Below are 22,311 nucleotides of genomic sequence, written 5' to 3' on the forward strand. Positions count from 1 at the left end.
CTACATCCGGCATCACCTGCAGGGACGGTCCCAACGCAGCGTCAGGAAGGAGCGCGCATCATGGCGATCCAGATCACGGCGGTCCGGCTTTCTCCAGGCGGCACCACGCATCAGCACATCGTTCGTGTCCGGCGGAGGAACCCCGTTACCGGCAGCACGGGCGACAACGCCCGTGCCGAGATCGTTAGGTGGATCGAGGATCGAGAACGGTAAGGCTTATACCGACGACGACAGAGGGCACTGGGCGTACGTACTCGTCGTCACTCCCGCCTACGGCGAGAAGTACCTGCGGACCTACGCGGACGGTGTCTGGACGGACAACTTGCTGGCGCTTCCTCGGTACTGAGGCCAACCAAACAGATAGATCAGCCACTTGGGTCATTGGTTGGCAAGGCACCCATGGGGTGAGACCCGGCATCCACTTCACGATGCGCCTCAACCGACATTGCTCTAGCCCGGACCAACGCGGATGCCTTCAACCTCATTCCCAGTCGCCCCAGCGTCGCCCGAGCAAAGCAGAACTCGCGCCACGTCTCTCACAAAAGGAGATTCCATGCAGCACGTCAATGGCTTCACCACGTTTCTGCGGGACACCGTGAACCTCAGCCAGGCCAAACTCGACCTCCTCGACGCCCGCGTGGAGGCCATCTACCAGGCCCTCAAAAGTGACCCTGAACTCGGCCCTTTGATTCTTGGCAAGAAACCCCAAGGGTCGTGGGCGCAGCGCACCATCATCAACCCGGTTGGCGACAAAGAGTTCGATGCCGACTTCATGCTCCACCTGGAAGAGGTGCTGGAGTGGGCGGAGAACCCGAAGACCTACATTGACAAGATCTACGCCGTACTTCATCGGCACAGCGTCTACAAGGACATGCCCCACACCCGCAAGTGCCGCTGCGTGCAGCTGAGCTACGCCAACTCCATGCACGTCGACATCGTCCCCTACCTTCGTCTGGCAGACGGCCGCCAAGTCATCGTCAACCGTGACAAGAACGAGTGGGAGGTGACCAATCCGGCCGGCTTCACGACCTGGATGCAGGACAAGGACGCCATCGCCAACGGCAACCTCCGCAAGGTCATCCGGCTGATGAAGTACCTGCGCGACCACAAGAACTCCTTCACCGGAACACGGTCCATCATCCTCACCACGCTGCTCGGCGAACGCGTCTCCCAGGCCAACGCCCTGATCCGGTCCGGCTGTTACGGCAACGTGCCCACTGCACTCCTCACCATCGTCGAAGACCTCGACGACTGGCTGCAGGCTCGGCCGCTCAAGCCCTCCATACCCGACCCCTCCGGATCAGGCGTCACCTTCGACCACCGCTGGGACCAGGTCACGTATGCCTACTTCCGCGACCGCATCCACACCCACGCCGCCCAGATCCGAGCGGCCTACGACGAGACGGACCAGGACACCAGCGTGCGCCTGTGGCGCGAGCTGTTCGGTAGCCGCTTCCCCGAACCGCCCCGTCCGTCCGCGTCGTCCACCCCGCCTGCGGTCGGCCCGAAGTTCCCGCTGCCGCCCCTCATCACCACCACCTCCCGGACAGGACGCGCAGGATGACCAAGCGAAAGCCGCCCCCGCCCAGGCTGAATCCGTGGCAACAGCATCTGCTGGCGGACCTCAAGAGGCTGGCTACGCACCGCCCCCAGGACATCCGCATCATGGGCCGCCCAGAGGTCGACCCCAGCGGACCAGCAGCCGTGAGGATCAGCCTCCACACGGCGGGCCTCCTGCACATCGAAGGCGGCTTGGTCCTGGGTGAGGACGAGGAATTCCTCCTCACCCTCCCGCCGTCCACCCTGGTGCCTCCCTGGGTGCAGACCCCGCACACACGATTCGCTGGCCATCCGCACGTACTGGAGGGCTATCGGCTGTGCATATACCTCGATGCCGCCCGCGAATGGGACCCGGAAGGAGGAATCGTGCCCGTCCTGAACCGGCTGTGGCAGTGGCTTACCGATGCAGCAGCCAACCGGTTCGACGCCACCACCGCCTTGTTCCATGCCGTGGGAGGAGTCGTGCACCGCACACCCGGCACTCCCACGATCGTGGTGCGAGAACCAGACCCGCGCAGCCCCGCACGCACCGGCTGGCTCACCCCACGCTCCACCCATCGGCTCGACCTGTCTGACCGTTCGGCGGGCGATCACAGCCTCCGCCTTCCGGTAATGGCTCTCAGTCATTCCCTGCCTCTCGGAGCCGGCCGTACACTCGCCGACCTCCTCTTCCGCATCGACGACACATCGCCGATTGGAACACCGCCAACCGGCCCACAGCCTGGGCTACGGTCGCCCGCTTTCTTGACGGCACTGGCCAACAGCGCGCTCAGGAACCCCCACGGAACATGCCAGTATTTTGTCCTCGCTGTCCCGCACCCCAACCTCGCCGCAGCTCCGTACTTCCTCCTGGCTGGACGCCTGCCTGCCCAGGTCAGCGACGCATTGCGCCATGCATCCCGGATTACGGCGCCACGCCAACTCTCCTCGCTGCCCGTCGACGTCCGTGAGGCCGCACTCGAATGGTGCTACCTCTCCGATGAGCGGCCGGCTGTCACCACACGCCGCGATGTACAACGGCCGGTCAGCGCCTTCTACGGCACTCACATCCAAGTTTGGGGATGCGGCGGCATCGGCGCGTGGGCCGCCGAACTGGTGGCGCGAGCAGGAGCCGCCCACATCACGCTGAGCGACCTGGGCACCATCACCGGGGGGTTGCTCATCCGGCAGAACTACACCGAGAACGACATCGGCTCAGCCAAGACCATCGCCCTGGCAGAACGCCTCAGGAGTATTCGAGACGACCTCATCGTCGACATCTCCGCCCCGCCTCCGTCACCCACACTGCTGGACGCCGCACAGCAGGCCGACGTCATCATCGACGCCACCGTCAGCGTCACTGCAGGACGCTTCCTCGACCTTCTGGCACGCCTCCCCGGCCGCAAGGCCGTGCTGGCTCAGATGGCCACAGACACGGCAAGCGCCAGCCACGGAGTCCTCAGCATCTCAACGCCGGACACCGGCCAGGGTCCGTCGGCCATCGATCACGCCACCGGCCGGCACGTCCTGGCCACCCCAGACCTGGAGCCCTACCACGCGCTGTGGATCGAGCCGGAACCAGGTGACGAGATTCGGCCCACCCGCGGATGCTCCGTTCCCACCTTCCACGGATCCGCCGCTGACCTTGCTGGCATCACCGCCACCCTCGTCACCCTCCTGGGCATGCAGCTGCGCCATCCCCTCTCCGGAACCCACCTGTGCGCTCAGCCCCACACAGGCACCCACCCAGCACACCGCTTTGTGCCCTACACACCCCAACAAGCGTCCTCGCCCACGTTTCCCAGCCCGGGCCGCGGAGACCGACTGGATCAGCCGACCTCGAGCGTCGGCACGTAATCCCCTTCCAGCCGCTCGTAGATCACCAGTTGCGGATGAACCTGAGGGTGATGGGCACGGCCCAGCGCAACCGCCGCGGACATCGGCACCGCTGGGAGAACATGCAAGCGCCGCACCGTCTTCGCCTCCAGCTCCAGAAGGGCGAAGAAGTCCCGAAGCGTGGCTGCGAACCGACGCAAGGATTCACGGTCACGCAAGATATCCGGACACATAGGCGCCTGCACCGGCCGGATCTCGTAGCGGCGCAGGGCCGCCAGTTCCGCCGGCACCTCCTGCTGCCTGATGGACCCGGACACATTCATGAGCACCACCGCATCGCTTCCGGCCGGGGCATCATGATTAACGCGAGCGGTGAAGTCGACAGCCGGACCGTCGTCCCGCCACATCCACGATTCATCCCGCCGCTGACGCTGATAGATGTCGGTCGGCACAGTGTCATCCAGACGGGATCCCAGGTGCACCAGGAGCGGCAGACGCGCGAAGCCGAACACGCTGACATGCCGCACGGAATCCCGCACGATCCCTCGCTGCAACTGTCGCTCGATCACGTCGTCAATGATCTCCGCCGCCAAGCGGTAGTAGGCACGGCTTGAAACCGCAGCCTCCAATGCCCCATGCGGGACGAGGGGCGATTCCCTGGGCACACCCCTCAGATCGATCTCAATGCCATGCCGTGCGTAGGACTCCAGGAAGAGCGGAAAACGGTGCGCGGCCACGACAGCGGTGGAGGCCGTCTGCCGAGACAGTTCCACCTCCTGCCCGTGGACCTGACCCACCATCCGCACCACCGTGGTGGCACGGTCTGCCCTCAGGCCCGTCACGTGCCGGATTCTGTCCTCATGCTCCTGCTTCAACCTGCGGAGCATCTCCACCGTGAACACGTCCAGCGCGCCACTGGAGTCGATCTCACCGTGCTGGTTGGCACAGACGAGTATCAGGTTGTTGGCATCTTCCCGCAGGTCGGTTTCCAGCGGGTCCTGTCCACGCGGAGACAGGACACCCGTGCCTTGGCCGACAATATGAGCCAACTCGCCCAAGTTCAGGGTGCGCGCTGACATGGCACCTTCTAGCAGGTATTCGTTGCACAGAACGCACCTGCCTCCGCTGCGGACCCAGACCTCAAGACGCACCCTTGCAGATGGTTTGCGCGGCCTGCGCGCCGCTCTGTGCCTGTCCACTCCGCCTACCTCCGCAACACCTTCGCCCCGCCGACTCGACGCTATGACGCAACCACCTTTACAACGGGAACTCTGAACAACTCAGCTGCCCTCGGTGCCGGGTGCTGTATGGGCTGGCTTGTTGATGGCCGCCGACGAACTGGTCAAGCCAGTTCTGTAGCCAGGGCGCGAAGCGCGGGGACGAGTTCGGGATGGTCCCCGCGGGAAGCCGACTGCAGTAACTCGGTGATGACGACGATCTGCGCAACGCGCCCGAGCTCCGTCTTGAGCACGGGGAAGGTGTCGCGGATGCGGTGGGCGAATTCGGGGACGAGCAGGGAGTACGCCAGCAGCATCGCGGCGTCGTAGCCGACTGGCGCCAGGCCGAAACCCTCCCAGTCGAGCAGGTAGGGGGTGGTGCTCGTGAGGTTGGCGGTGTGCAGGTCTCCGTGGGCCGTCGCCCAGTCCGTGATCCGGGGGCCGGGCATGCCGAGGTAGCGCGGGACGCTGCGGTCCACCCACTCTTGCCGTACGGCCACGCGGTCCGTGGGGACGGTGTTCACGTACTCCAGGTCGGTGCGGAGGGAGTCCCACCACGAGCGCGGTGAAACGAGATCCGTGCACAGTACGGGGCTGGGGAAGGAGGCAGGTTCGTCGACGTATTGGTGCAGCTCCGCTCGGTACGCGTAGCTGGCGCTGCTTGACTCCGTGGTGTCGTACAGCAGGGGCTTGTGGACGTGTCCGTCGAACAGCGCAGCGGCCTGGCAGTTGCCCTCCCAGATCTTTCCTGCCGCTTTGTCCTGCGGTGTGGAGAGCAGCCTCAGCCAGCAGGCGCCTCGGTCCGGGTGCTCGACGCGGCTGCTGAGGGTGCGGCCGTGCCAGCCCCAGACCTCGGGGCCGGCGATCGTGACGCCCAGGGTCTCGGCGGACCCCGCGAAGGCCCGGCGCATGCGCTGCTGGGCCGTGGGGTCAGTTGGCGGCGAGTACATCCAGCACCTTTCGCAGCGTAGGAACCGGGACGGCCGGGTTGCGCAGAGCGGTCTGGGCCTCGGACCAGTGTGCCGGGGTGGATGCGGAGAGCAGAATCCGCGTCACCCCAGGGCAGGATGCCGCCGCTAGCAGGCACGCCTGCGCGGTGGTCAGGTCCGGGTTCAGCATTGCGGTGAGTTCGCGGGTGGCCAAGTGGGGCAGTTCGCCGCCAAACAGGGGTGCCGAGGCGTACACCTGCCATCCGAGGTCGGCTGCCTGTGCGATGGGGCCCTCTCCGTCCAGTGCTTGGGCGAAGGCGGTGGCGGTGACGAGGGATACGGGCAGTTGGACGGCTCGCAGGTGGTGCTGTTCTGTGCCGGCAACTTCGGTGGCCAGCTGGTGCAGGGTGGCGATGCTCAGGATGCCGGTGTCGAAGCCGTCCCAGGTTGCGACGCCGTATGCGGTTAGGGTTCCGGCGGCTGCTTCTTCTTCGAGCGCGGTGAAGGCGTTACGCAGGGCTTCGTACGGGTCGCCGTCGGTGCGCTCGGGGTTGTGGGCGAAGACGAGGTCCAGGTGGTCGCGGCCGAGTTCGGTGCGGTTGCGGGCGCACTGCCAGTGGACGTACGGGGTGCTCAGGCAGTGTCCGCGATCCGCGTCTTGGGCGGTAAGACTTCCGTCGGAAACGGCGTCCTTGGCGGCCTGGTCGGTGAGGAACCCGACTTTGGTGGAGACCGGGACGGGATGCCGAACCAGAACGGGGGCGAGCAGCGGCTGCACCTGCCCTCCGAGGTAGTTGGGTGCGGTGTCGATCCATGCAGCAGCGGGATCGGTGGCCGCGCGTACGACGGCGTCGTTCAGCGCGGAAGGGCGGATGCGGTAAGTGCCCAGACCCAGGGCCGTTGTCATCGCTCGCCCCCTTCTACCGTGACTACTTGGCCGTCCATGAGCTCGGAGACGACGGCGGCAACATCCGCGACAGAGGTGCGTGCTGCGGCAGCCAGCTCACTGAGAGGCATGGCGCTGGGAGTGGCGGACATCAGGCACTGGAGTAGTGGCCGGGCTTCCTCGGCCATCTCCCACTCGTTGTCGCAGGCCCTGAACACCACTCCGTCCCCGTCGATGGCACGGTCGAGGCGGGCGCGTGTGGTGGTCAGCCTGACGCGCACCTCCGGGTCGGCAGGGACGCCGGTGATGTGGGGCAGGCTCGGCCGCAGGCGGGTGAGGTCCGTGCCGTCGCGCATTGCCGTGTACCGGGCGATGAGACCCGGGTCTTCCAGCGCGGTGGTGACTTCCTTGCGCAGCCGTTCCAGGTAGGCGGCCTGCTGAGCAGCGGTCGCGTGCACGGGCAGGTCCTCGCGCAAGACGTCGTGGCGGCGCAGGTCGTCGGCGAGCCAGGCCAGGAGTTGAGCGCCGGTGGTGGTCTGGATGCCGAAGGTGAGGTGCAGGGAGTGCTCGCCCTCGGAGGCGGCCACCGAGTGCCACCAGCCGCGCGGCAGGTACAGCAAGTCGCCTGGACGCAGGACCAGTTCCACGACCGGTTCTTCCGGTGGCGGCTCAGGCCCGGTGGTGTCCTTGTACATGGGGGCGGTGCGGGTGGGGCCGTACAGCTTCCAGCGTTTGGCGCCGTCGATCTGGATGACGACGACGTCGTGGTCGTCCCAGTGCACGCCGAAGCCCTCGCGGGCGGTGAAGGAGGCGTACAGGTTGGTCTGCACCCCGGTGCGCAGCCAGTGCTCCAGCTCCATCGCGGCGCGGCCGATGGGTAGGTGGAGTTCGTCGATGGCGTCGATGACGAGTGAGGCACCCTCGGCGAGGCGGGCGTGCAGCTCGGTGGGATGCAGGCGCTGCCAGACGGTGTGCCGGCGGGTGGTGACCGGCGCGGTGTAGCGGTGGGCGGGCAGCATCTCGCCGTCCGCGGACAGGCGGAAACGAGGTGGCTCCAGGCGGTGGGTGGCCAGGACGGTGTTGACGTCGTCCCAGGTGATCAGCTTGCCCGGGTAGGGGAGGGCGGCGGGGACGTGGCGGTGGTGGCGGTGGAGCACCTGGGCCAGGAACTCGTCCTGGCCCAGGTGGGCCGCCAGGTTCAGCGGCGACAACGCGTCTCCTCCCGGATCAGTCGTTGCCGTCGGTGCGGCCGGTGCTGCCGCCGTCGGACGGGGTGACACCGCGCTCGCGGGCGGCCTGGATCCGGCGGCGTGCCTTGACCAGCCCGGGCTGTGCCGGACCGGTCGTCGGGCTGGGGACCGTGTTGTTCGGCATTGTTCCTCCTCGGAGTTGGGGACGAAGTGGCCATGCGGACCCGCTCCGGACGGCGCTCGACCTGTCCATGGGGTCGGGCCGTTGATCCGTCCGGAGCGGGGTTTGCGGCCCGTCCCTGCCAGGGCTTTCCGGAGTGGGGGGAACCTCTCGATCGGCTACGTCCGGCGGGGACGGGAACTCATCGGTCGGCCGGGGCGGGCGAGACCGGGACACCGATCACGAAGCCCCACGAGGCAGCGATTGCGATGATCAGTAGTGGTCCTGCGAAACGACACAGCGAGGCCACCGGTCGTCGCGTCACGTACGCCGCCAGGCGCGCCAGGGCCGAGTGATGATCTCCCGGTACGTGTGGTGCGATGGGTGTCGGCCGCAGTGCTCCAGCACCCAGTTCTGGGGCTCGGCGAAGTCTTCGCTGGATGAGGAAGTCTCGCCGTCCACGGCGCACTGCATCGCGTACGTGGTCGGTTCGGCATCGGGTTCCCGGTCGGGTTCGAGCGTCCAGGTCTCGTGCCGGAGGACGGCGCGTGGGCTCATCGCCCCCACCGTCCGTTCGCTACGGCCACCTTGGCGCTCAGCTCTTCGGCCTGGGTGGGATGGCGAAGTTCCGTAGGGGGAACGTCCCACTCCCTGCCGCCCTTCAGGGGGCGGAGTTGAACGTAGGGCCCCGCGTGCCCCATGACCCTACCCACCTGGTCGTTGCGCTTGTCGACCATCAGCGTTCCCACGTCGGCTTGTTCGGCGTCCGTCACATCGGCCACCTCCTCGGGGAGCGAGCTCATGAGACGGGCTCGCTGGTCTTGGGAAGGACGGCGGATGTCGGGTGCGCGGCGAAACCGCCGGGTAGGGCGAAACGGGGCTCCCCCAGGGCACGCAGGAGCCTCCGGTCCCCGGTGAAGCGCGTGCGGGCGTGCAGCCAGCGGTGGTTGTCCAGCAGATAGCCCTGTCCGGCCTGGAGCAGGAGGCGGTACTGGCTGGCGGCGATGGCGCTGCGGAGGACGGGGAGGTAGGGCTGGACGATGGGACTCCAGCGGGCCAGACCGTCCTGGCGCAGCCGTATGGAGAAACGGCTGTCGGCCTGGACGGTGAAGACCTGGGTGGCATGGCCGGAGCCCGCGCCGAAGTAGGCGGTCCTGGGCTGGCAGAGTGCGACTGCTGCGTCTCGGTTCTCGCCCATGAGGCGGGCGTGGACTTCGCGTCCGTCGGCGAGGAGGGTCTCACCGCCTGCGGACGCCGGCTGCATGCATGCCAGGAGGATCAGGCGTGGCGGCGTGGGGCTGCCCGACCGTTCGGTGTGGGCCTGCAGTTCGCCGCTGCCGAGGCCGGCGAAGCCGGCACGGTGGGCGTGGCTGCCCGTGTCGTGGATCAGGGTCAGGCCGTCCGGGGCGCCGTGCGGGTGAGGCGTGATCGCCATCATCCGCGAGGCGAACGCCAGGACCTCCTGCCGGGTGGTCAGTCCGTTGAGGGTGACCAGGCCGGTCTCACGAAGCTGTGCGGCGATCACGTCGCTGGCGTGCGGGGTGCGGAGGTCGACGTAGTGGTCCGCGAAGAGCGTCTCGGAGCCTGCGGAGGCGTCGAGCATCGCCGTACTCCTTCGATCGGGGTCGGTGTGATCAGAGTGGGGAGGCGGGGTGGTCTGGGTAAAGCGACAGACTGTCGACTCGGACAAATCGGCCGTCTGGGCGGCGGGTTGAAGGGGGCGTGCTACGTTCCGAAGACCCGGCTCGCACACCGCAGGACGAGGACTGTCATGACGTACACGCCGCCGCTCTGGCCCGTCTCCGTGAAGGGCGTTGCGCTCGACGCGCGTGATCGCGTGTTGCTGCTGCGGAACGAGCGTGATGAGTGGGAGCTGCCCGGAGGCCGACTGGAGATCGGCAGCCCCGATGGCGAACAACTGCCGGACAGCAGCCCTGAGTCGGCGCTGGAGCGTGAGATCCAGGAGGAGACCGGCTGGGAGGTCAAGGCCGGCCCGCTCATCGACGGCGGCGTGTGGGTCTACCAGCCCATCCCGGGGCGGCGGGTGCTGATCGTGACCTACGGCTGCACCGTGTTGACCCCCGAGCGACCGCCTGTTGTCAGTCACGAGCACAAGCAGCTGGGCATGTTCACCGCCGACGAGGTACCGGCACTGAACATGCCCGACGGCTACAAGCGGGCCATCGCCGCTTGGTACGGCAGCGGGCACGACGGCACGACGGCCCTGGACGACTACGAGCGGATGTAGCCGACGATGGCCGGGAGCGAGATCGCGAACCGGGCGGGTGAGAGCAGGCTCCCGCCTCCCCGGCCCTCGGCCCGGCACGCCCAGTGGCACTGGGCGACACCGCAGGCCCAACTTGTACTGGCCGCAGGGGATCTGGCCGGCATCCTTCGCTTCTACCGACGTGTGCACGGCCTGAACCAGACGGCGCTCGCTGAACTCCTCGGCTACGACAAGACCTACATCTCCGCCTTGGAGTTGGGGAAGCGCGCCCTCGACGACATCGGTTCCCGGCGCCGTGTCTGCGAGGCTCTGCGGTTGCCGCCCCACGTCCTCGGCATCACCGAGCCCACCGACACGGACCACCGGGCGATGCTGCAGTTCGGGGAGTCGACCGTCCGGCTTGCCGAGATCGCCCGCCAGTCCGGGCACGCCTCCGAAGCCGTCTCCGAGCTGTGGCCGCTCGTTGCTCGGCTCGAAGCCCGTGTCGACGACGGCCACACCGAGCGGGACGTTCTGCGGCTGCTTGCCCGGGCCCGCGTCGGTCTCGGCGTCGCCCTGGGCAACGTTCTGCCGGAGGAACGCCTTACCACCGCCGCCCGCTGGACAGCCAAGAGCCTTGAGATCGCCGAGTACTTCGGGGACCCGGGCATGACCTCGTATGTGCTGCGCATGCACGGCAACGAGCTGCGCAAGGCCAACCTACGGGGCGCGGCGGTCCAGCGGTTGTGCCGCGCTGTCGCCACCGCGCCTGACGAAAACGCCCGCGCTGCCGCGCTGCCGCTGCTCGCCCGGGCCGCCGGCGGGCTGGGCAACGGCGAACTGTTCGACCGGGTGATGCGGGAGACTGACGCCCTGCTCGACCGTGTCGACCACACCAGCTTGTTCAATCCCTTCTCCCTCCATGAGATCCGCCTGCGCGGTCTCGTCTCAACGGGGCGCACCGACATGGCTATGCGACTGGTGGAACACAGTCCAGTGCCCACCACTGTCGTGGCTCCACAGTGGCGCGTCATCGAACTGATCACTGTCGCGCACGTCCAACTACTCGCCAACGACACGGGCGGCGCCGCCCAGTCGCTCGATACCGCAACCCAGGAGGCCGTTGTGCAGCGCCTCCCTCATCAGCTACAGCGGATCATGAGAACTGCAGGGCCACGGCTCCCTGCTCAGCAGGCCGCCGCTTCGCAGTCACTGGACCGGATACGCAGCGAGATGGCCGCCTGATCCAGGTCCGGGCGACTAGTTGGGCCGTGGCGCCAGGGACTGACCATCCTTGTCACACGTCGCCGGGTCGACTGATCAGCGCCGCTGCCCTTGCGGCGGCTGCCGTGGAGGCGGCGTCGCGGCGTCTTGAGTGGTATGGCTGGCGTTGGCTGCCTGGGCTCGTGGGCCGGGTGCGTGGCGTTCGCCGAGGCGGCGGATGCGCCAGGTCAGTGCTCGTGCGGGGCTGTGGGCGTCGTCCAGCGTGCGCTGACTGAGGGCCCGGTCGAGGACCGTGGTCGGGTTGTGTCCGGCTGCTTCCGCCTCGGCGAGCACGGTGGCCAGGGCGTCCCAGGCGGGGTCGTCCAGGATGCGCTCGGCCTGCTCGGGGGCCGCCTGCTGGAGCTGGTGGGCGTAGCGGCGCTTGGTCTGCGGGCTGGGCGCCCGGCTGGCGAGGCCGGCCAGGACCGGTCCGGCGATCTGCGCGTACGCGGCCTGCAGGTGGATGAGGGTCTGCTCGGCGGCCGCCTGCTGCTGGGCGTGCTGGCGGGTGCGGTGCCAGTGCATCGCGTAGGCGACCGCGGTGAGCGCGACGTCCAGCAGCATCGCCAGCCCGGCACCGTCCCCATGCCGTGCGGGGTCCTTCCAGAGCGCCTGGACACTGCGGCGCAGGACGCGGGCGCTGGCATGGTCGGCGGCGATGCGGGAGCGGGTGGCGCGCTCGAAGGCGACGGCGGCTCGTTCGAGTTCGGTCCGCACCGCGGCGGGGGCGGTGAGGGGGAGCAGGTCGAGTGCTCCGCCGAGCGCGGCCAGCTGGCCCTGGGCCACCGCGTCGTCGCTGAGGGCCAGGTGGTGGGGGATGCGTTCGGTGGCGGCGGTGGCCTGGTGCCAGGGGTTGCCCGGCCGGAGGGCCACCGGTTCGGGAGTGGTGGTGGCGAGGCGTTGGCGGATCTTGGGCAGGGAGAGGTCGCCGGCGAGGGTGGAACCGGCGTAGAGCACGGGCTCGCCCTTGTCGTTGGTGTCGCCGGGCAGGGCGAAGTTGCAGCCGAGCGCGTCGCCGGACGGGCCGAGTTTGAGGCGCACGGTCACACCACTTGTCTCCAGCAGGGCGAAGAACTCGGCCTCGGTGGACGCGGCGGCCACCGCGCGGCGGACGCGCAGGCGCAGGATCTCGCGGGAGGTGGCGTCCTGGCCCAGGCGTTTGGCTTTGAAGTGCTCCTTGCTGGTGGGGCGCTTGGCCACGGTGCCGTCGCCCGGCTTCAACCGCCTGAGCCCGTAGTCGACTTCGATCCGGCGGGCTTCCCTCTGCACGGCGCGGATGTCGTAATCGCGCTGGGGGCGGCGGCCGTCCTGCCGTACGAGGGTGGCGGCGATGTGGATGTGGTCGTCGGCATGGCGGACGGCCACCCAGCGGCAGGCTTCCTCGTCGCCTTTGGGGGCGATGCCGGCGGCGGCCGCGATCCGTCGGGCGATGTCCGCCCACTGGGCGTCGGTGAGGATCGGGTCTTCGGGTGCGGCACGGACGGGGCAGTGCCACACGGTGTATTTGGGTGCCTTGTCGCCCAGCATCTTCACGGGCTGGTCGAGCTGCGCGGCGAGCTGGGCCTCCACGTCCTTGGGGTCGCGGTGGGGGCTGCGGCCGGGGTCGGGGGCGAAGCCGTTCCAGGAGGCCACCAGGTGCGGGTCGATGTGCTCGTTGGCCCGGCCCTTGCCGAAGAGGTAGCCGATCGTGCGGCGCGTGGCCTGGGGCCCCTTGCCGAGGATGATCTTCGGTATCAATGGCTCACCGCCCGTCTGTGATCTGGGCGACGGCGGTGTCCAGCTCGGCGATGGACGCCTCGACGCGCTCCAGGAGCCGTTGGACGATGTCGGGGTGGGGCAAGGCGCCGTCCATGTTGAGGTGCCGAGTGAGCTGGTTGAGATTGCTGCCGACCTTGCCCAGCTGCCCGTTGGCGGCCATCAGCGCCTTCACCAGAGCGCGGTAGTCGGCGACGGCTGCGGTGGGATCGTCGGCGCGCGCAGCGGCGAGCGCGCACTCGGCGACGTAGCCGCCGGGCTTCATGCGGCTCAGGGCGGCGGCTCTCTGGACGAGGTCGAACTCGTCGTCGTTGTAGCGAGGATGGACGCGGTGCTCGCGCAGTTGCTTGTCACGCAGGCGGCGACGCGGCGCGGACTGCTGTGGCACGTTCGACGACGGCTCGCTGCCCCCTGTCCCGGTCGGCTCCCCCGGGCCGGCCGATCCCGGCGCCCCCTCGGCGCCGGATGCCTCCGCCTCTCCCGGGGCGGAGGCCGGGTAAGGACTCCTTACCCGACAACTTGCTGTGCTGTGTGGGGCTGAGGTGATGGGTATCTGCTGCTGAGTTGTTGGGAGTTCCTGGTGTTGTTCGTGCATGGGTGTTTCTCCGGCGGTCAGGTGGGGCGGCGCTGTGTCACGTCCGTTGCGTCCGTTGCATGCCTGGTCAGCACAGGTACGGACGCTTGGGCAGGTACGGAGAAGTGCGTCCCGGCAAGGGCGTCCGTCCCCGCGCTGACCTGCGCGGGGACGGACGCGACGCAGTGATACGGATCCCAGAGGGGAGGCGGGTCAGCGGGCGCGCGTAGGTCCGGCGAGGCCGCCGGGCGGGCCGATGGGCAGCGAACCCGCCGGAGTGGTGGGCGGCTTGCCCTGGGCTGGGCGTGCGGGCGTGGCGTCGTGCGCGGGCTCGGGCGCCGCCTCGGTGAGACCGGGGCAGTGGCGGGCCCAGGCGTCGAGGAACCGGTTGCGGGCGTACGCCTTGGCCTGCCTGTCTTTGTCGAAACGGTAGTTGGCGGAGCCGATGCCGAAGTCCCGCAGCAGGTTGCCCAGATGGTAGGCGTTCAGCCCCTTGGTGCCGTACTCCGCCCACGGGGCATCGGCGTCCTGGAGCAGGGCGGCGACCAGGTCCTGGGTGGACAGGGCCTCGGGGTTGCCATGTGCCTCGAAGATGCGGTGGATGTCGCGCAGCAGCCGCGTCTTCAGGCTGGTCTGCTCGTCCTGGACCGCCTCGTAGCGGGTCATCGCCACACAGGCCGCACGGGCGCTCACGGGCCAGTGGCCGCCGGCCAGGTCGGCGATGATCACCAGCGGTTCCCAGGTGTCCGCCGCCCGGTCCTCCACCGGCATCATCGGCACCATATGGGCAGCGGTGCTGCGCAGCGGTCCCAGCCAGGCGGCCAGCCGGTCACGCAGCGCGTTGAGTTCAGGCGCCGAGTACCGCGAGCGGAACGGGGCGACCTTCTCGCCGGGCTTGCGCTTCTGCATCCGCAGCACGACTGCCCGGTCCGTGATCGTGTCCGGCAGGTCGCCGATGCCCGCGAGCGCAGCCATGGCGAAGGTGGGATACGGGGTGGGCTTGTGCTCGGGTCCGGAGATCCGCCAGGCGGGCCGGTTGCGCTGGTGTCCGGCGTTCAGGAGGCCGCGCAGGTCCTCCTTGTCGCCCGCCTTGGGGCCGAAGATGGTGTCGGCTTCGTCCACCAGCAGAGAGGGTGGGTTCTTGCCGATGACGCGGAAGATGACCGCCGGGGAGGTGTTGACCGTCATCATCGGCTTGTGCACGGTCTCGTGCAGCACGTCCAAGACGCGGGACTTGCCGCAGCCCTTCGTCGGGCTCATCACCGCCAGGCGGGGCGCGTGTTGCAGAGCAGTCTGGATGTGCGTCGCTGCCACCCACAGCGTGACTGCGGTGAGGGCTTCCTCACGTGGCAGTACCACGTACTTGCCGATCGCCGCCCGCAACTCATCCAGCAATTCCGCACCCTCACCGGAATGCTCCGTGCGGTCTTCCGGTCCCCGAGGAGGCCGGTATCCGGCCCTGTGATTTGGTCCCCATGCGTCGACGGGACCGGTCCAGTTCTGCTGGGCGGTCCCCGTCACGGGTTTGTCGGTACCCAGCGGTCGGCGGGGACCGTGATCACGGTCCCCATTGCGGTCCCCTGGTGTAACTGTCTCCGCTTGGGGACCGGTCCCCGTTTTCGCGGTGTTGGCCTGCGGGTTTGCGCCGGATGTGGATTTGGGGACCGTGACCTGCGGGGACCGGGCGCCGGGTGCGTCGCCGGGACGGTCCCCAACAGCAGCTGTGTCGACGGGAGGCTGGGGACCGCGCACTTCCGCAACTGCCGATTGCTCGACGGTCCCCGATGTAGGGGACAGCGTGTCCGCCTGGTCCCCGCGGTGCCAGGGGATGCCTTCGCCGGGGACCGCGGGAGTGGGCCAGGTGGTGGGGGATTCGTTCGTGGTGGGGGACGTAGAGTCCTCCATAGGCGTTCCTCTCCGGTGAGGGGCAGGACGGGCAAGTCCCGCCCCTCACCAGCTCGTTCGTTCAGGGATGGGCATTCGGCAGGGGAGTGTGTGGCCCTCGGCGTTGGCGCGCCGGGGGCCGTTTGTCTGTCCGCGTCAGGCGCGGGGTCAGGCCGTGAGGTTGTACGACGTCTGGGCGTCCAGCCACGCGTCCACCTCTTGCCAGCGGTAGCGCAGGTGACGGCCGACCTTGTGGACGCTGGGGCCGGTGCCCCGGTACTTCCACTGGTAGAGCGTCTTCACCGGCACCCCGAGGTACGCGGCCACGTCGGCGGGGGTGGCGAGCTGGTCACGCTCGGCGCCGGCAAGGCGCGGGGAGTGGTTCGGCAATGAGGTCTCCATATCGGGATCGGGGTTTTGGATGGCGGGCTTGGGCAACACGGCCACACCACCCAGGGAAAAGTCCAAAGTTGGTTCTGAACCTCTGGCTACTTCTCTCGGCGTGGCTGGGGAAGACAAAACAGTAAGGGCGGATCCCCGGTTGCCGAAATTGCTCCCGCGGAAGCCGAAATTTTCTGCGGCGAAGCGGCCGGGAGAGGGGTCGGAATCCGGTACATCAGCAGCTCAGAGGCAGGGCCTGGCAGTCAGAAGTGACGCGGTCAGCCCACAGGACACCGCGGCTGATAGCTGCTCAAATCGCCCATCTCTGGGACGCGGAGGGAAGGTAGCACGGCCTTCCCGCTGAAAAGGCTCGCGATGTACCGGAATTCGATGAGACGAACACCACTTCGCCTCGGAACGGCTTTTATAGAGTTTAAGAACTAACTCTTGCCATGGCGCCCGGATGCAAGTTACAGCTATCTGTCATGGCAACCCGACCTGTCGAAATAGGCCCCGCTGGCCTCCACGCCGCCCGCGCCATCGAGCACCTACGCCTCGCGCGCGGCCTGACCCAGCAGCAACTCGCCGTCCGCTGCACCGCACTGGACCGCCCGATGACAAACACCGCCCTCAGCCGCACCGAACGCGCCCGCCGCCGCTGCGACATCGACGACCTCGTCACCATCGCCGTCGCGCTCGGTGTCTCGCCGTCGGCCGTCCTGCCGTTGCCGACCGCTCACGGCCCCCTCTCCCACGCCGCCGACATCCAGGGGGTCCTTCTTGGCTGACGTGTACGACCGCTGGCACAAGTCCCACCCCAGGCCCACCGAGGCCGAGTGCGGCGAACACAAGAGCCGCACCAAGCGGATGGTCCCCAGCGTCGACCACGGCACCGGCAAGCGCTGGCAGGTCCGCTACCGCGACCTGGACGGCCGCCAGCGCAAGGAGAACTTCCACACGAAGGCCGAGGCGGACAACCGCGCCGCCGAGGTCGACGTCGAGATCCGTCGCGGCTCCTACGTCGTCCCGGCCGAGACGAAGCAGACGCTCGGCGCCTATGCGCAGAAGTGGCTCGACGCGAACTCCGTCGGCCCGACAACCGCGCTCCGCTACGAGGCGACCGTCCGCAACCACATCGTGGAGCACCTCGGTCGGCGCGAGCTACGGTCCCTCAACCAGCCCTCGATCATCCAGGGTTGGATCCGTACGCTCCAGGACGCGGAACTGGAAGTGTCGACGATCGAGGGCATCTTCGACATCCTCTCCAGCATCCTCGGCATGGCCGTGGAGGACGGGCTGCTGCCGAAGAACCCCTGCAAGGCGAAGTCGGTCAAGCTGCCGACCGCGACCAAGAAGAAGATCATCCCTTGGTCGTTGGAACGCGTACGTGCGGTTGTCGCCGGACTCCCGAAGCGCTTCCAGGCCGGCGGCAAGCTCGCCTTCGGCTGCGGCCTGCGCCAGGGAGAGGTGTTCGGCTTCGCAGTCGACGACATCGACTTCAAGGGCGGCTGGATCCACGTCAACCGCCAGGTGCGGCTGGTCGGTACGAAGCCTGTCTTCGCCCTGCCCAAGGGCAACAAGATCCGGTCAGTGCCCCTGCCGGCCCAACTTGCGGCTGCCCTCAAGGCCCACATGAAGGAGTTCCCGCCCGTCGCCGTCACCCTGCCGTGGGCCAAGCCGGACGGCGAACCGAAGACCTTCCGCCTCCTCTTCGTCGACGAGAAGAGCCGGGCCTACAACCGCAGCGTCTTCAACATGGGCGCCTGGAAGCTCGCCCTGGCCGCCGCTGGCGTGATCCCTCCGCGCGAGCGCGGCGCGAGGTACCTTCAGGCGGCCCCGGAAGACGGCATGCACGCCCTCCGGCACGCGTACGCGTCCGTGCTCCTGGACGCGGGGGAGAGCATCAAGGCGCTCTCTGAGTACCTCGGCCACTCGGACCCCGGCTTCACGCTGCGGACGTACACGCACCTGCTGCCGTCCAGCGAGACCCGCACCCGTAAGGCGATCGACGACGCCTTCACGGAGGCGGAGGCGGAGGCCGAGGTGGAAGACGGCGGTGACCCGCCCGCCGACCAGGGCACATCAGCGCCCCCAGCAAAACCAATGTGCCCTCAATGTGCCCTGGCCGCCTGACGGCCCCTCTCCGGCATGGAAAAGGGCGAGGCCCGAAGACCCCGCCCGCTACCAGTGAAACCCCAGCTCAGGGCCACACCAAGCAATAAGGCTGATGCCCCGCCTCATGCAACCGATGGCTGAAGTCCTGCCACTCGTGCAGCAGCTGGTACACGTTGAACGCGTCCCGCGGCCCGCCCCGGTCCGGGACCGTCGACCAGATGAAGGCCGCCGCGCCGACCGCCTCCTCGCCGATTCCGCGTAGGGGGTCTACGACCGTCATGGGGAGCTTGACTACGGCGTAGTCCGGGTGAAGGACTACGAGTTCGAGTGGAGGGACCCTGTTCAACGGGACGCCCTCTATGCCGGTGAGGACCATCGCGGCCATCGTCTCCGGCTTGATCTTCGTGAACATGCCGTTCATGCCGAGCTCGTCGCCGCCGAGTTCCTCAGGGCGCATGGAGATGGGGACGCGAGCGGCCGTCGCGCCGTCCGGGGCCCCGAAGTATTTGTACGTCACCCCCACCCGGCCACCATTCCTGCTCCCTGCCCGTGGGGCATCGATCCGACGGATCCCGTTGAGTCCGTCGATCCGCTCGCCCGGCTCGGGCTCACTCTCCGTCTGCCGTACCTCGCGGGTTTCGCGTGTCTCGGCCGCCGCTTCCGCCTCGCGCCGGTGCCTTCCCCGCCGGGCACGACGAGGACCGAGGTCATCGGTCCCCTCGCCCAGTCCGCCACCGCGATGCATATCTCCACCCGACTGCTTTTAAGGTGCGTAACCCCCGCCACGCAACCCGATCATCATGCCAGTGACCTCCCCCACGACCGCCCGCCGAAACGTGCGTTGAAACACCTGTCCGCAGGATCTTCGAGGCCTCTGACACCATGGCTGTGTGAACTATCCGTACGAATACGACGCCCCAGTTTCTCATGCTCTTTTCGACCGTGCGGCGGCCGTCACACCCGGCGGCGTGAACTCTCCCGTGCGAGCGTTCCGCGCCGTGGGTGGTACGCCCCGGTTCATGGTGTCCGGAACCGGTCCGTACCTGACCGACGCCGACGGAAGGGAGTACGTGGACCTCGTCTGCTCCTGGGGGCCGATGATCCTCGGCCACTCCCACCCGGATGTGATCGCGGCGGTCCAGGCGGCCGTGGCCCGCGGCACGTCCTTCGGTACGCCCGGTGAGGGCGAGGTCGCGCTCGCCGAGGAGATCGTCGCCCGCATCGAGCCCGTCGCGCAGGTCCGGCTCGTCTCCAGCGGCACCGAGGCGACCATGTCCGCGATCCGTCTCGCCCGCGGCTACACGGGGCGGGCCAAGGTGATCAAGTTCGCCGGCTGCTATCACGGGCATGTGGACGCCCTGCTGGCCGCCGCGGGAAGCGGACTCGCCACGTTCGCGCTGCCCGACACCCCCGGCGTCACCGGTGCCCAGGCCGGCGACACCATCGTCCTCCCGTACAACGATCTCGACGCCGTCCACGAGGCCTTCCGCGCCCACCCCGGCCAGATCGCCTGCGTGATCACCGAGGCCTCGCCCGGGAACATGGGCGTCGTGCCGCCGGAGCCCGGCTTCAACCAAGGGCTCAAGGATGCCTGTGCGGAAAACGGCGCGCTGTACATCTCTGACGAGGTCATGACCGGGTTCCGGACCAGTAAGGCCGGATGGTTCGGAATCGACGGCGTACGTCCCGATCTCATGACCTTCGGCAAGGTCATGGGCGGCGGCTTCCCGGCCGCCGCCTTCGGTGGCCGGCCGGATGTCATGGCGCACCTCGCGCCCGCCGGCCCCGTCTACCAGGCGGGCACCCTCTCCGGGAACCCGGTCGCCACCGCCGCCGGGCTCGCCCAGCTGCGGCTGCTCGACGACGCGGCGTACGACAAGATCGACGCGGTGTCCGAGCAGCTCCGTACGCTGGTGTCGGACGCGCTCACCAAGGAGGGTGTGGCGCACCGGGTGCAGAACGCCTCGAGTATGTTCTCCGTGTTCTTCACCGACCGCCCCGTCAAGAACTACGAGGACGCGAAGGCGCAGGAGTCGTACCGCTTCACCGCGTTCTTCCACTCGATGCTGGCGCAGGGCGTCTATCTGCCCCCGTCGTCCTTCGAGTCCTGGTTCGTCTCGACGGCTCACGACGAGCGGGCGGTCCAGCGGATCGCCGACGCCCTTCCGGCGGCGGCACGGGCAGCAGCGGAGGCCACGGCAGCATGAGTGACATCACCGTCGTACACGTGGTGCGGCACGGCGAGGTCGCCAACCCGGACGGAATTCTGTACGGGCGCCTGCCCGGCTACCACCTGTCCGAGCTGGGGCTGCGGATGGCCGAGCGGGTCGCCGAGCACCTCGCCGCCAGGGACATCACGCACGTCGTCTCCTCACCGCTGGAGCGGGCACGGGAGACGGCCGCCCCGATCGCCGAGAGACACGGCCTCGACCTCGCGACCGACCGCCGGCTGATCGAGGCCGGCAACGTCTTCCAGGGCAAGACCTTCGGGGTCGGCGACGGCGCGCTGCGCCGGCCCGAGAACTGGAAGCACCTCCTCAACCCCTTCAGGCCGTCCTGGGGTGAGCCGTATCTGGAGCAGGTCGTACGGATGATGGGGGCACTGGACGCCGCCAAGGACGCGGCGCGCGGGCATGAAGCGGTGTGCGTCTCGCACCAGTTGCCGATCTGGATCGTGCGCTCTTACGTGGAGCGGCGGCGGCTGTGGCACGACCCGCGCAAGCGGCAGTGCACACTCGCCTCGCTGACGACGTTCACCTACCAGGACGACAAGATCGTCTCCGTCGGCTACACCGAGCCCGCCCGAGATCTCGTACCTGCGCATCTGCTGGCGGGGGCGAAGCCGGTCAAGGGCAAAGACAAGGCTTTCGGAGCGTAGGCGACGGTCAATCGCGCCCTCTCGTTCCATTTCGTCTGTAACAACTTCATCCCCGTCCCGCAGGGGAAATGTGACGTGCTTTCCAGGAACCCCCATGTTCGTCGCGCCCTCTAACCCGGTGTCATCCGGCACGGAACAGCGCGACGAACGGGGTGGGAATGCGCCACATCACACGACGGGGAATGCTGGGACTCGGGGCCGGTGCTGCGGCGGCCGTGGGACTCGCGGGCTGCGGTACCGAATTGGGAAACGGTTTCAGTGGTGACGAAGGTTCCGAAAAAGACCCCGGCGACGGAAACAGTGACGGCAACGGCAAGGGAAGCACCGACCGTCCCATAGGCGACGGCTCCACCGCCTACACCGGCAAGCAGCCCAACCAGCCCCCGAAGCCCGAACCCCTCGAACCCGGCCAGGCCCCGCCGCAGTTCGTGGTGTTCTCCTGGGACGGTGCCGGAGACGTCGGCAACGGCCTCTTCGAGCGGTTCCTGAACCTCTCCAAAGAGCACGACGCACACATGACGTTCTTTCTCTCCGGGCTGTATCTCCTGCCCGAGTCGAAAAAGCGCAAGTACCTTCCGCCGAACAATGCGCCGGGCGCCTCCGACATCGGTTATCTGACCGACGACCACATCAAGTCGACGCTGAAGTACGTACGGCAGGCCTGGCTCGACGGCCATGAGATCGGCACGCACTTCAACGGCCACTTCTGCGGCGGCACCGGCACCGTCGGCAACTGGACACCCAAGCAATGGCGCAGCGAGATCGACCAGGCGAAGTCCTTTGTCAAAGGGTGGCGTACGAACACGGGCTGGACCGATCTGCCCGCGCTGCCCTTCGACTACGAAAAGGAACTCATCGGCGGCCGCACGCCCTGCCTGCTCGGTCAGGAGAACCTGCTGCCCACGGCCCGCGAACTCGGCTGGCGCTACGACGCCTCCTCGCCCGGCGGCCGTCAGCAGTGGCCCGGAAAGAGCCAGGGCCTGTGGGATCTGCCACTCCAGGCGATCCCGTTCCCCGGCCACACCTTCGAGGTCCTCTCGATGGACTACAACATCCTCGCCAACCAGTCCCTCAACTCCACCCAGGCCCCGCCCGCCAACTACCCGGGCTGGCGCAAGCAGGCCACCAAGGCGTACATCGCCGGATTCAAGCGGGCATACGAGACGAATCGCGCGCCCCTCTTCATCGGCAACCACTTCGAGGACTGGAACGGCGGCATCTATATGGACGCCGTAGAGGACGCCCTCAAGCACATGGCCGGCAAGAAGGACGTACGACTCGTGTCGTTCCGGCAGTTCGTGGACTGGCTGGACGTACAGAAGCCGGAAGTGCTGGAGAAGCTTCGGTCGCTCGATGTCGGGCAGCAGCCGGCGGGTGGCTGGAACGCGTACCTCGGAGATGTCGCCGCGAGCACCTCGAAGGGGTCCGGGAAGGGGTCCGAAAAGGCGGCTTGAAATGCGGGTTTCCACCCGTGAGGGGGGTGCGCAAGATCCCCGGA

24 protein-coding genes are annotated in these 22,311 nt (G+C 68.1%); 11 read left to right on the plus strand and 13 right to left on the minus strand.

Features of this window, described 5'->3' with window-relative positions; genetic code table 11:
• Positions 1-60 precede the first annotated feature (60 nt).
• The 4 genes from ABD357_RS20685 (at position 61) to ABD357_RS20700 (ending at position 3,396) form a co-directional block, all read left to right on the plus strand.
• Positions 61-213 (plus strand): hypothetical protein, encoded by a 153-nt coding sequence (locus ABD357_RS20685; RefSeq protein WP_344391999.1) that lies wholly within the window; start codon positions 61-63, stop codon positions 211-213.
• Positions 173-346, plus strand: coding sequence for a DUF3892 domain-containing protein (locus tag ABD357_RS20690; RefSeq protein ID WP_344391902.1), 174 nt, complete (start codon positions 173-175; stop codon positions 344-346). Before ABD357_RS20685 ends, ABD357_RS20690 begins: the two co-directional genes overlap by 41 nt.
• Positions 347-553: 207 nt before the next feature.
• A complete protein-coding gene (locus tag ABD357_RS20695) occupies positions 554-1,564 on the plus strand; it encodes an SMODS domain-containing nucleotidyltransferase (RefSeq protein WP_344391903.1) in 1,011 nt (336 codons plus the stop codon).
• Positions 1,561-3,396, plus strand: a complete 1,836-nt coding sequence (locus tag ABD357_RS20700; protein WP_344391905.1) for a ThiF family adenylyltransferase — start codon at positions 1,561-1,563, stop codon at positions 3,394-3,396. Before ABD357_RS20695 ends, ABD357_RS20700 begins: the two co-directional genes overlap by 4 nt.
• Here the strand turns inward: ABD357_RS20700 and ABD357_RS20705 are convergent.
• The 8 genes from ABD357_RS20705 to ABD357_RS20740 form a co-directional block, all read right to left on the minus strand.
• Positions 3,369-4,454 carry an SAVED domain-containing protein gene (locus tag ABD357_RS20705; RefSeq protein ID WP_344391907.1) on the minus strand — a complete coding sequence of 362 codons (1,086 nt, stop codon included), beginning with the start codon at positions 4,452-4,454 and terminating at the stop codon, positions 3,369-3,371. The genes ABD357_RS20700 and ABD357_RS20705 overlap by 28 nt on opposite strands.
• Before the next feature lie 263 nt (positions 4,455-4,717).
• Positions 4,718-5,542, minus strand: a complete 825-nt coding sequence (locus ABD357_RS20710) for a phosphotransferase (RefSeq protein ID WP_344391908.1) — start codon at positions 5,540-5,542, stop codon at positions 4,718-4,720.
• Positions 5,523-6,428: an aldo/keto reductase gene (locus tag ABD357_RS20715; RefSeq protein WP_344391909.1), complete on the minus strand. Its 906-nt coding sequence runs from the start codon at positions 6,426-6,428 to the stop codon at positions 5,523-5,525. Before ABD357_RS20715 ends, ABD357_RS20710 begins: the two co-directional genes overlap by 20 nt.
• Positions 6,425-7,618, minus strand: a complete 1,194-nt coding sequence (locus ABD357_RS20720; protein WP_344391911.1) for a JmjC domain-containing protein — start codon at positions 7,616-7,618, stop codon at positions 6,425-6,427. Before ABD357_RS20720 ends, ABD357_RS20715 begins: the two co-directional genes overlap by 4 nt.
• Before the next feature lie 16 nt (positions 7,619-7,634).
• On the minus strand, positions 7,635-7,781 hold the full coding sequence (locus ABD357_RS20725; RefSeq protein ID WP_344391913.1) for a hypothetical protein: 147 nt from the start codon (positions 7,779-7,781) through the stop codon (positions 7,635-7,637).
• Positions 7,782-8,078: 297 nt separating this feature from the next.
• Positions 8,079-8,315 (minus strand): DUF7848 domain-containing protein, encoded by a 237-nt coding sequence (locus ABD357_RS20730; protein ID WP_425584946.1) that lies wholly within the window; start codon positions 8,313-8,315, stop codon positions 8,079-8,081.
• Positions 8,312-8,560 carry a hypothetical protein gene (locus ABD357_RS20735; RefSeq protein ID WP_344391916.1) on the minus strand — a complete coding sequence of 83 codons (249 nt, stop codon included), beginning with the start codon at positions 8,558-8,560 and terminating at the stop codon, positions 8,312-8,314. Before ABD357_RS20735 ends, ABD357_RS20730 begins: the two co-directional genes overlap by 4 nt.
• On the minus strand, positions 8,557-9,360 hold the full coding sequence (locus ABD357_RS20740; protein WP_344391917.1) for a TauD/TfdA family dioxygenase: 804 nt from the start codon (positions 9,358-9,360) through the stop codon (positions 8,557-8,559). The genes ABD357_RS20735 and ABD357_RS20740 overlap by 4 nt, the downstream gene beginning before the upstream one ends.
• A 168-nt stretch (positions 9,361-9,528) precedes the next feature.
• Here ABD357_RS20740 and ABD357_RS20745 point away from each other — a divergent pair, with 168 nt between their 5' ends.
• Complete coding sequence (locus ABD357_RS20745; protein ID WP_344391918.1) at positions 9,529-10,005, plus strand: NUDIX hydrolase; 477 nt, start codon at positions 9,529-9,531, stop codon at positions 10,003-10,005.
• 6 nt (positions 10,006-10,011) lie between these two features.
• Positions 10,012-11,208, plus strand: a complete 1,197-nt coding sequence (locus ABD357_RS20750) for a helix-turn-helix domain-containing protein (RefSeq protein WP_344391919.1) — start codon at positions 10,012-10,014, stop codon at positions 11,206-11,208.
• A gap of 75 nt (positions 11,209-11,283) precedes the next feature.
• Here the strand turns inward: ABD357_RS20750 and ABD357_RS20755 are convergent, their stop codons facing one another.
• The 4 genes from ABD357_RS20755 to ABD357_RS20770 form a co-directional block, all read right to left on the minus strand.
• Positions 11,284-12,963: a relaxase/mobilization nuclease domain-containing protein gene (locus tag ABD357_RS20755; RefSeq protein WP_344391920.1), complete on the minus strand. Its 1,680-nt coding sequence runs from the start codon at positions 12,961-12,963 to the stop codon at positions 11,284-11,286.
• Positions 12,964-12,967: 4 nt separating this feature from the next.
• The gene (locus ABD357_RS20760) at positions 12,968-13,369 is read right to left on the minus strand and encodes a plasmid mobilization protein (protein ID WP_344391921.1); all 402 of its coding nucleotides are present in this window, start codon (positions 13,367-13,369) and stop codon (positions 12,968-12,970) included.
• A 399-nt stretch (positions 13,370-13,768) separates the two neighbouring features.
• Complete coding sequence (locus ABD357_RS20765; RefSeq protein ID WP_425584950.1) at positions 13,769-14,938, minus strand: DUF3631 domain-containing protein; 1,170 nt, start codon at positions 14,936-14,938, stop codon at positions 13,769-13,771.
• Between the two features lie 669 nt (positions 14,939-15,607).
• Entirely contained in the window at positions 15,608-15,829 is a 222-nt protein-coding gene (locus ABD357_RS20770; RefSeq protein WP_344391924.1) for a helix-turn-helix transcriptional regulator, read from the minus strand.
• Positions 15,830-16,305: 476 nt separating this feature from the next.
• On the opposite strand from ABD357_RS20770, the gene ABD357_RS20775 reads away from it, so the two are divergent.
• Together ABD357_RS20775 and ABD357_RS20780 are read left to right on the plus strand one after the other, a co-directional pair.
• Positions 16,306-16,608: a helix-turn-helix domain-containing protein gene (locus tag ABD357_RS20775; protein WP_344391925.1), complete on the plus strand. Its 303-nt coding sequence runs from the start codon at positions 16,306-16,308 to the stop codon at positions 16,606-16,608.
• 1 nt (position 16,609) lies between these two features.
• Positions 16,610-17,953, plus strand: a complete 1,344-nt coding sequence (locus ABD357_RS20780) for a tyrosine-type recombinase/integrase (RefSeq protein ID WP_344391996.1) — start codon at positions 16,610-16,612, stop codon at positions 17,951-17,953.
• Positions 17,954-18,020: 67 nt separating this feature from the next.
• On the opposite strand, the gene ABD357_RS20785 is transcribed toward ABD357_RS20780, so the two are convergent.
• Complete coding sequence (locus ABD357_RS20785) at positions 18,021-18,680, minus strand: hypothetical protein (protein WP_344391926.1); 660 nt, start codon at positions 18,678-18,680, stop codon at positions 18,021-18,023.
• A 145-nt stretch (positions 18,681-18,825) separates the two neighbouring features.
• Between ABD357_RS20785 and hemL the strand changes: the two genes are divergently transcribed.
• The 3 genes from hemL to ABD357_RS20800 all read left to right on the plus strand — a co-directional run bounded on the left by hemL (position 18,826) and on the right by ABD357_RS20800 (position 22,267).
• On the plus strand, positions 18,826-20,142 hold the full coding sequence (gene hemL / locus ABD357_RS20790; protein WP_344391927.1) for a glutamate-1-semialdehyde 2,1-aminomutase: 1,317 nt from the start codon (positions 18,826-18,828) through the stop codon (positions 20,140-20,142).
• Positions 20,139-20,813 carry a histidine phosphatase family protein gene (locus ABD357_RS20795; protein WP_344391929.1) on the plus strand — a complete coding sequence of 225 codons (675 nt, stop codon included), beginning with the start codon at positions 20,139-20,141 and terminating at the stop codon, positions 20,811-20,813. The genes hemL and ABD357_RS20795 overlap by 4 nt, the downstream gene beginning before the upstream one ends.
• A 182-nt stretch (positions 20,814-20,995) precedes the next feature.
• On the plus strand, positions 20,996-22,267 hold the full coding sequence (locus ABD357_RS20800) for a polysaccharide deacetylase family protein (protein ID WP_344391930.1): 1,272 nt from the start codon (positions 20,996-20,998) through the stop codon (positions 22,265-22,267).
• Positions 22,268-22,311: the final 44 nt, after the last annotated feature.

Origin of the sequence: Streptomyces vastus (genome assembly GCF_039532825.1) — a bacterium.
Classification (GTDB): domain Bacteria; phylum Actinomycetota; class Actinomycetes; order Streptomycetales; family Streptomycetaceae; genus Streptomyces; species Streptomyces vastus.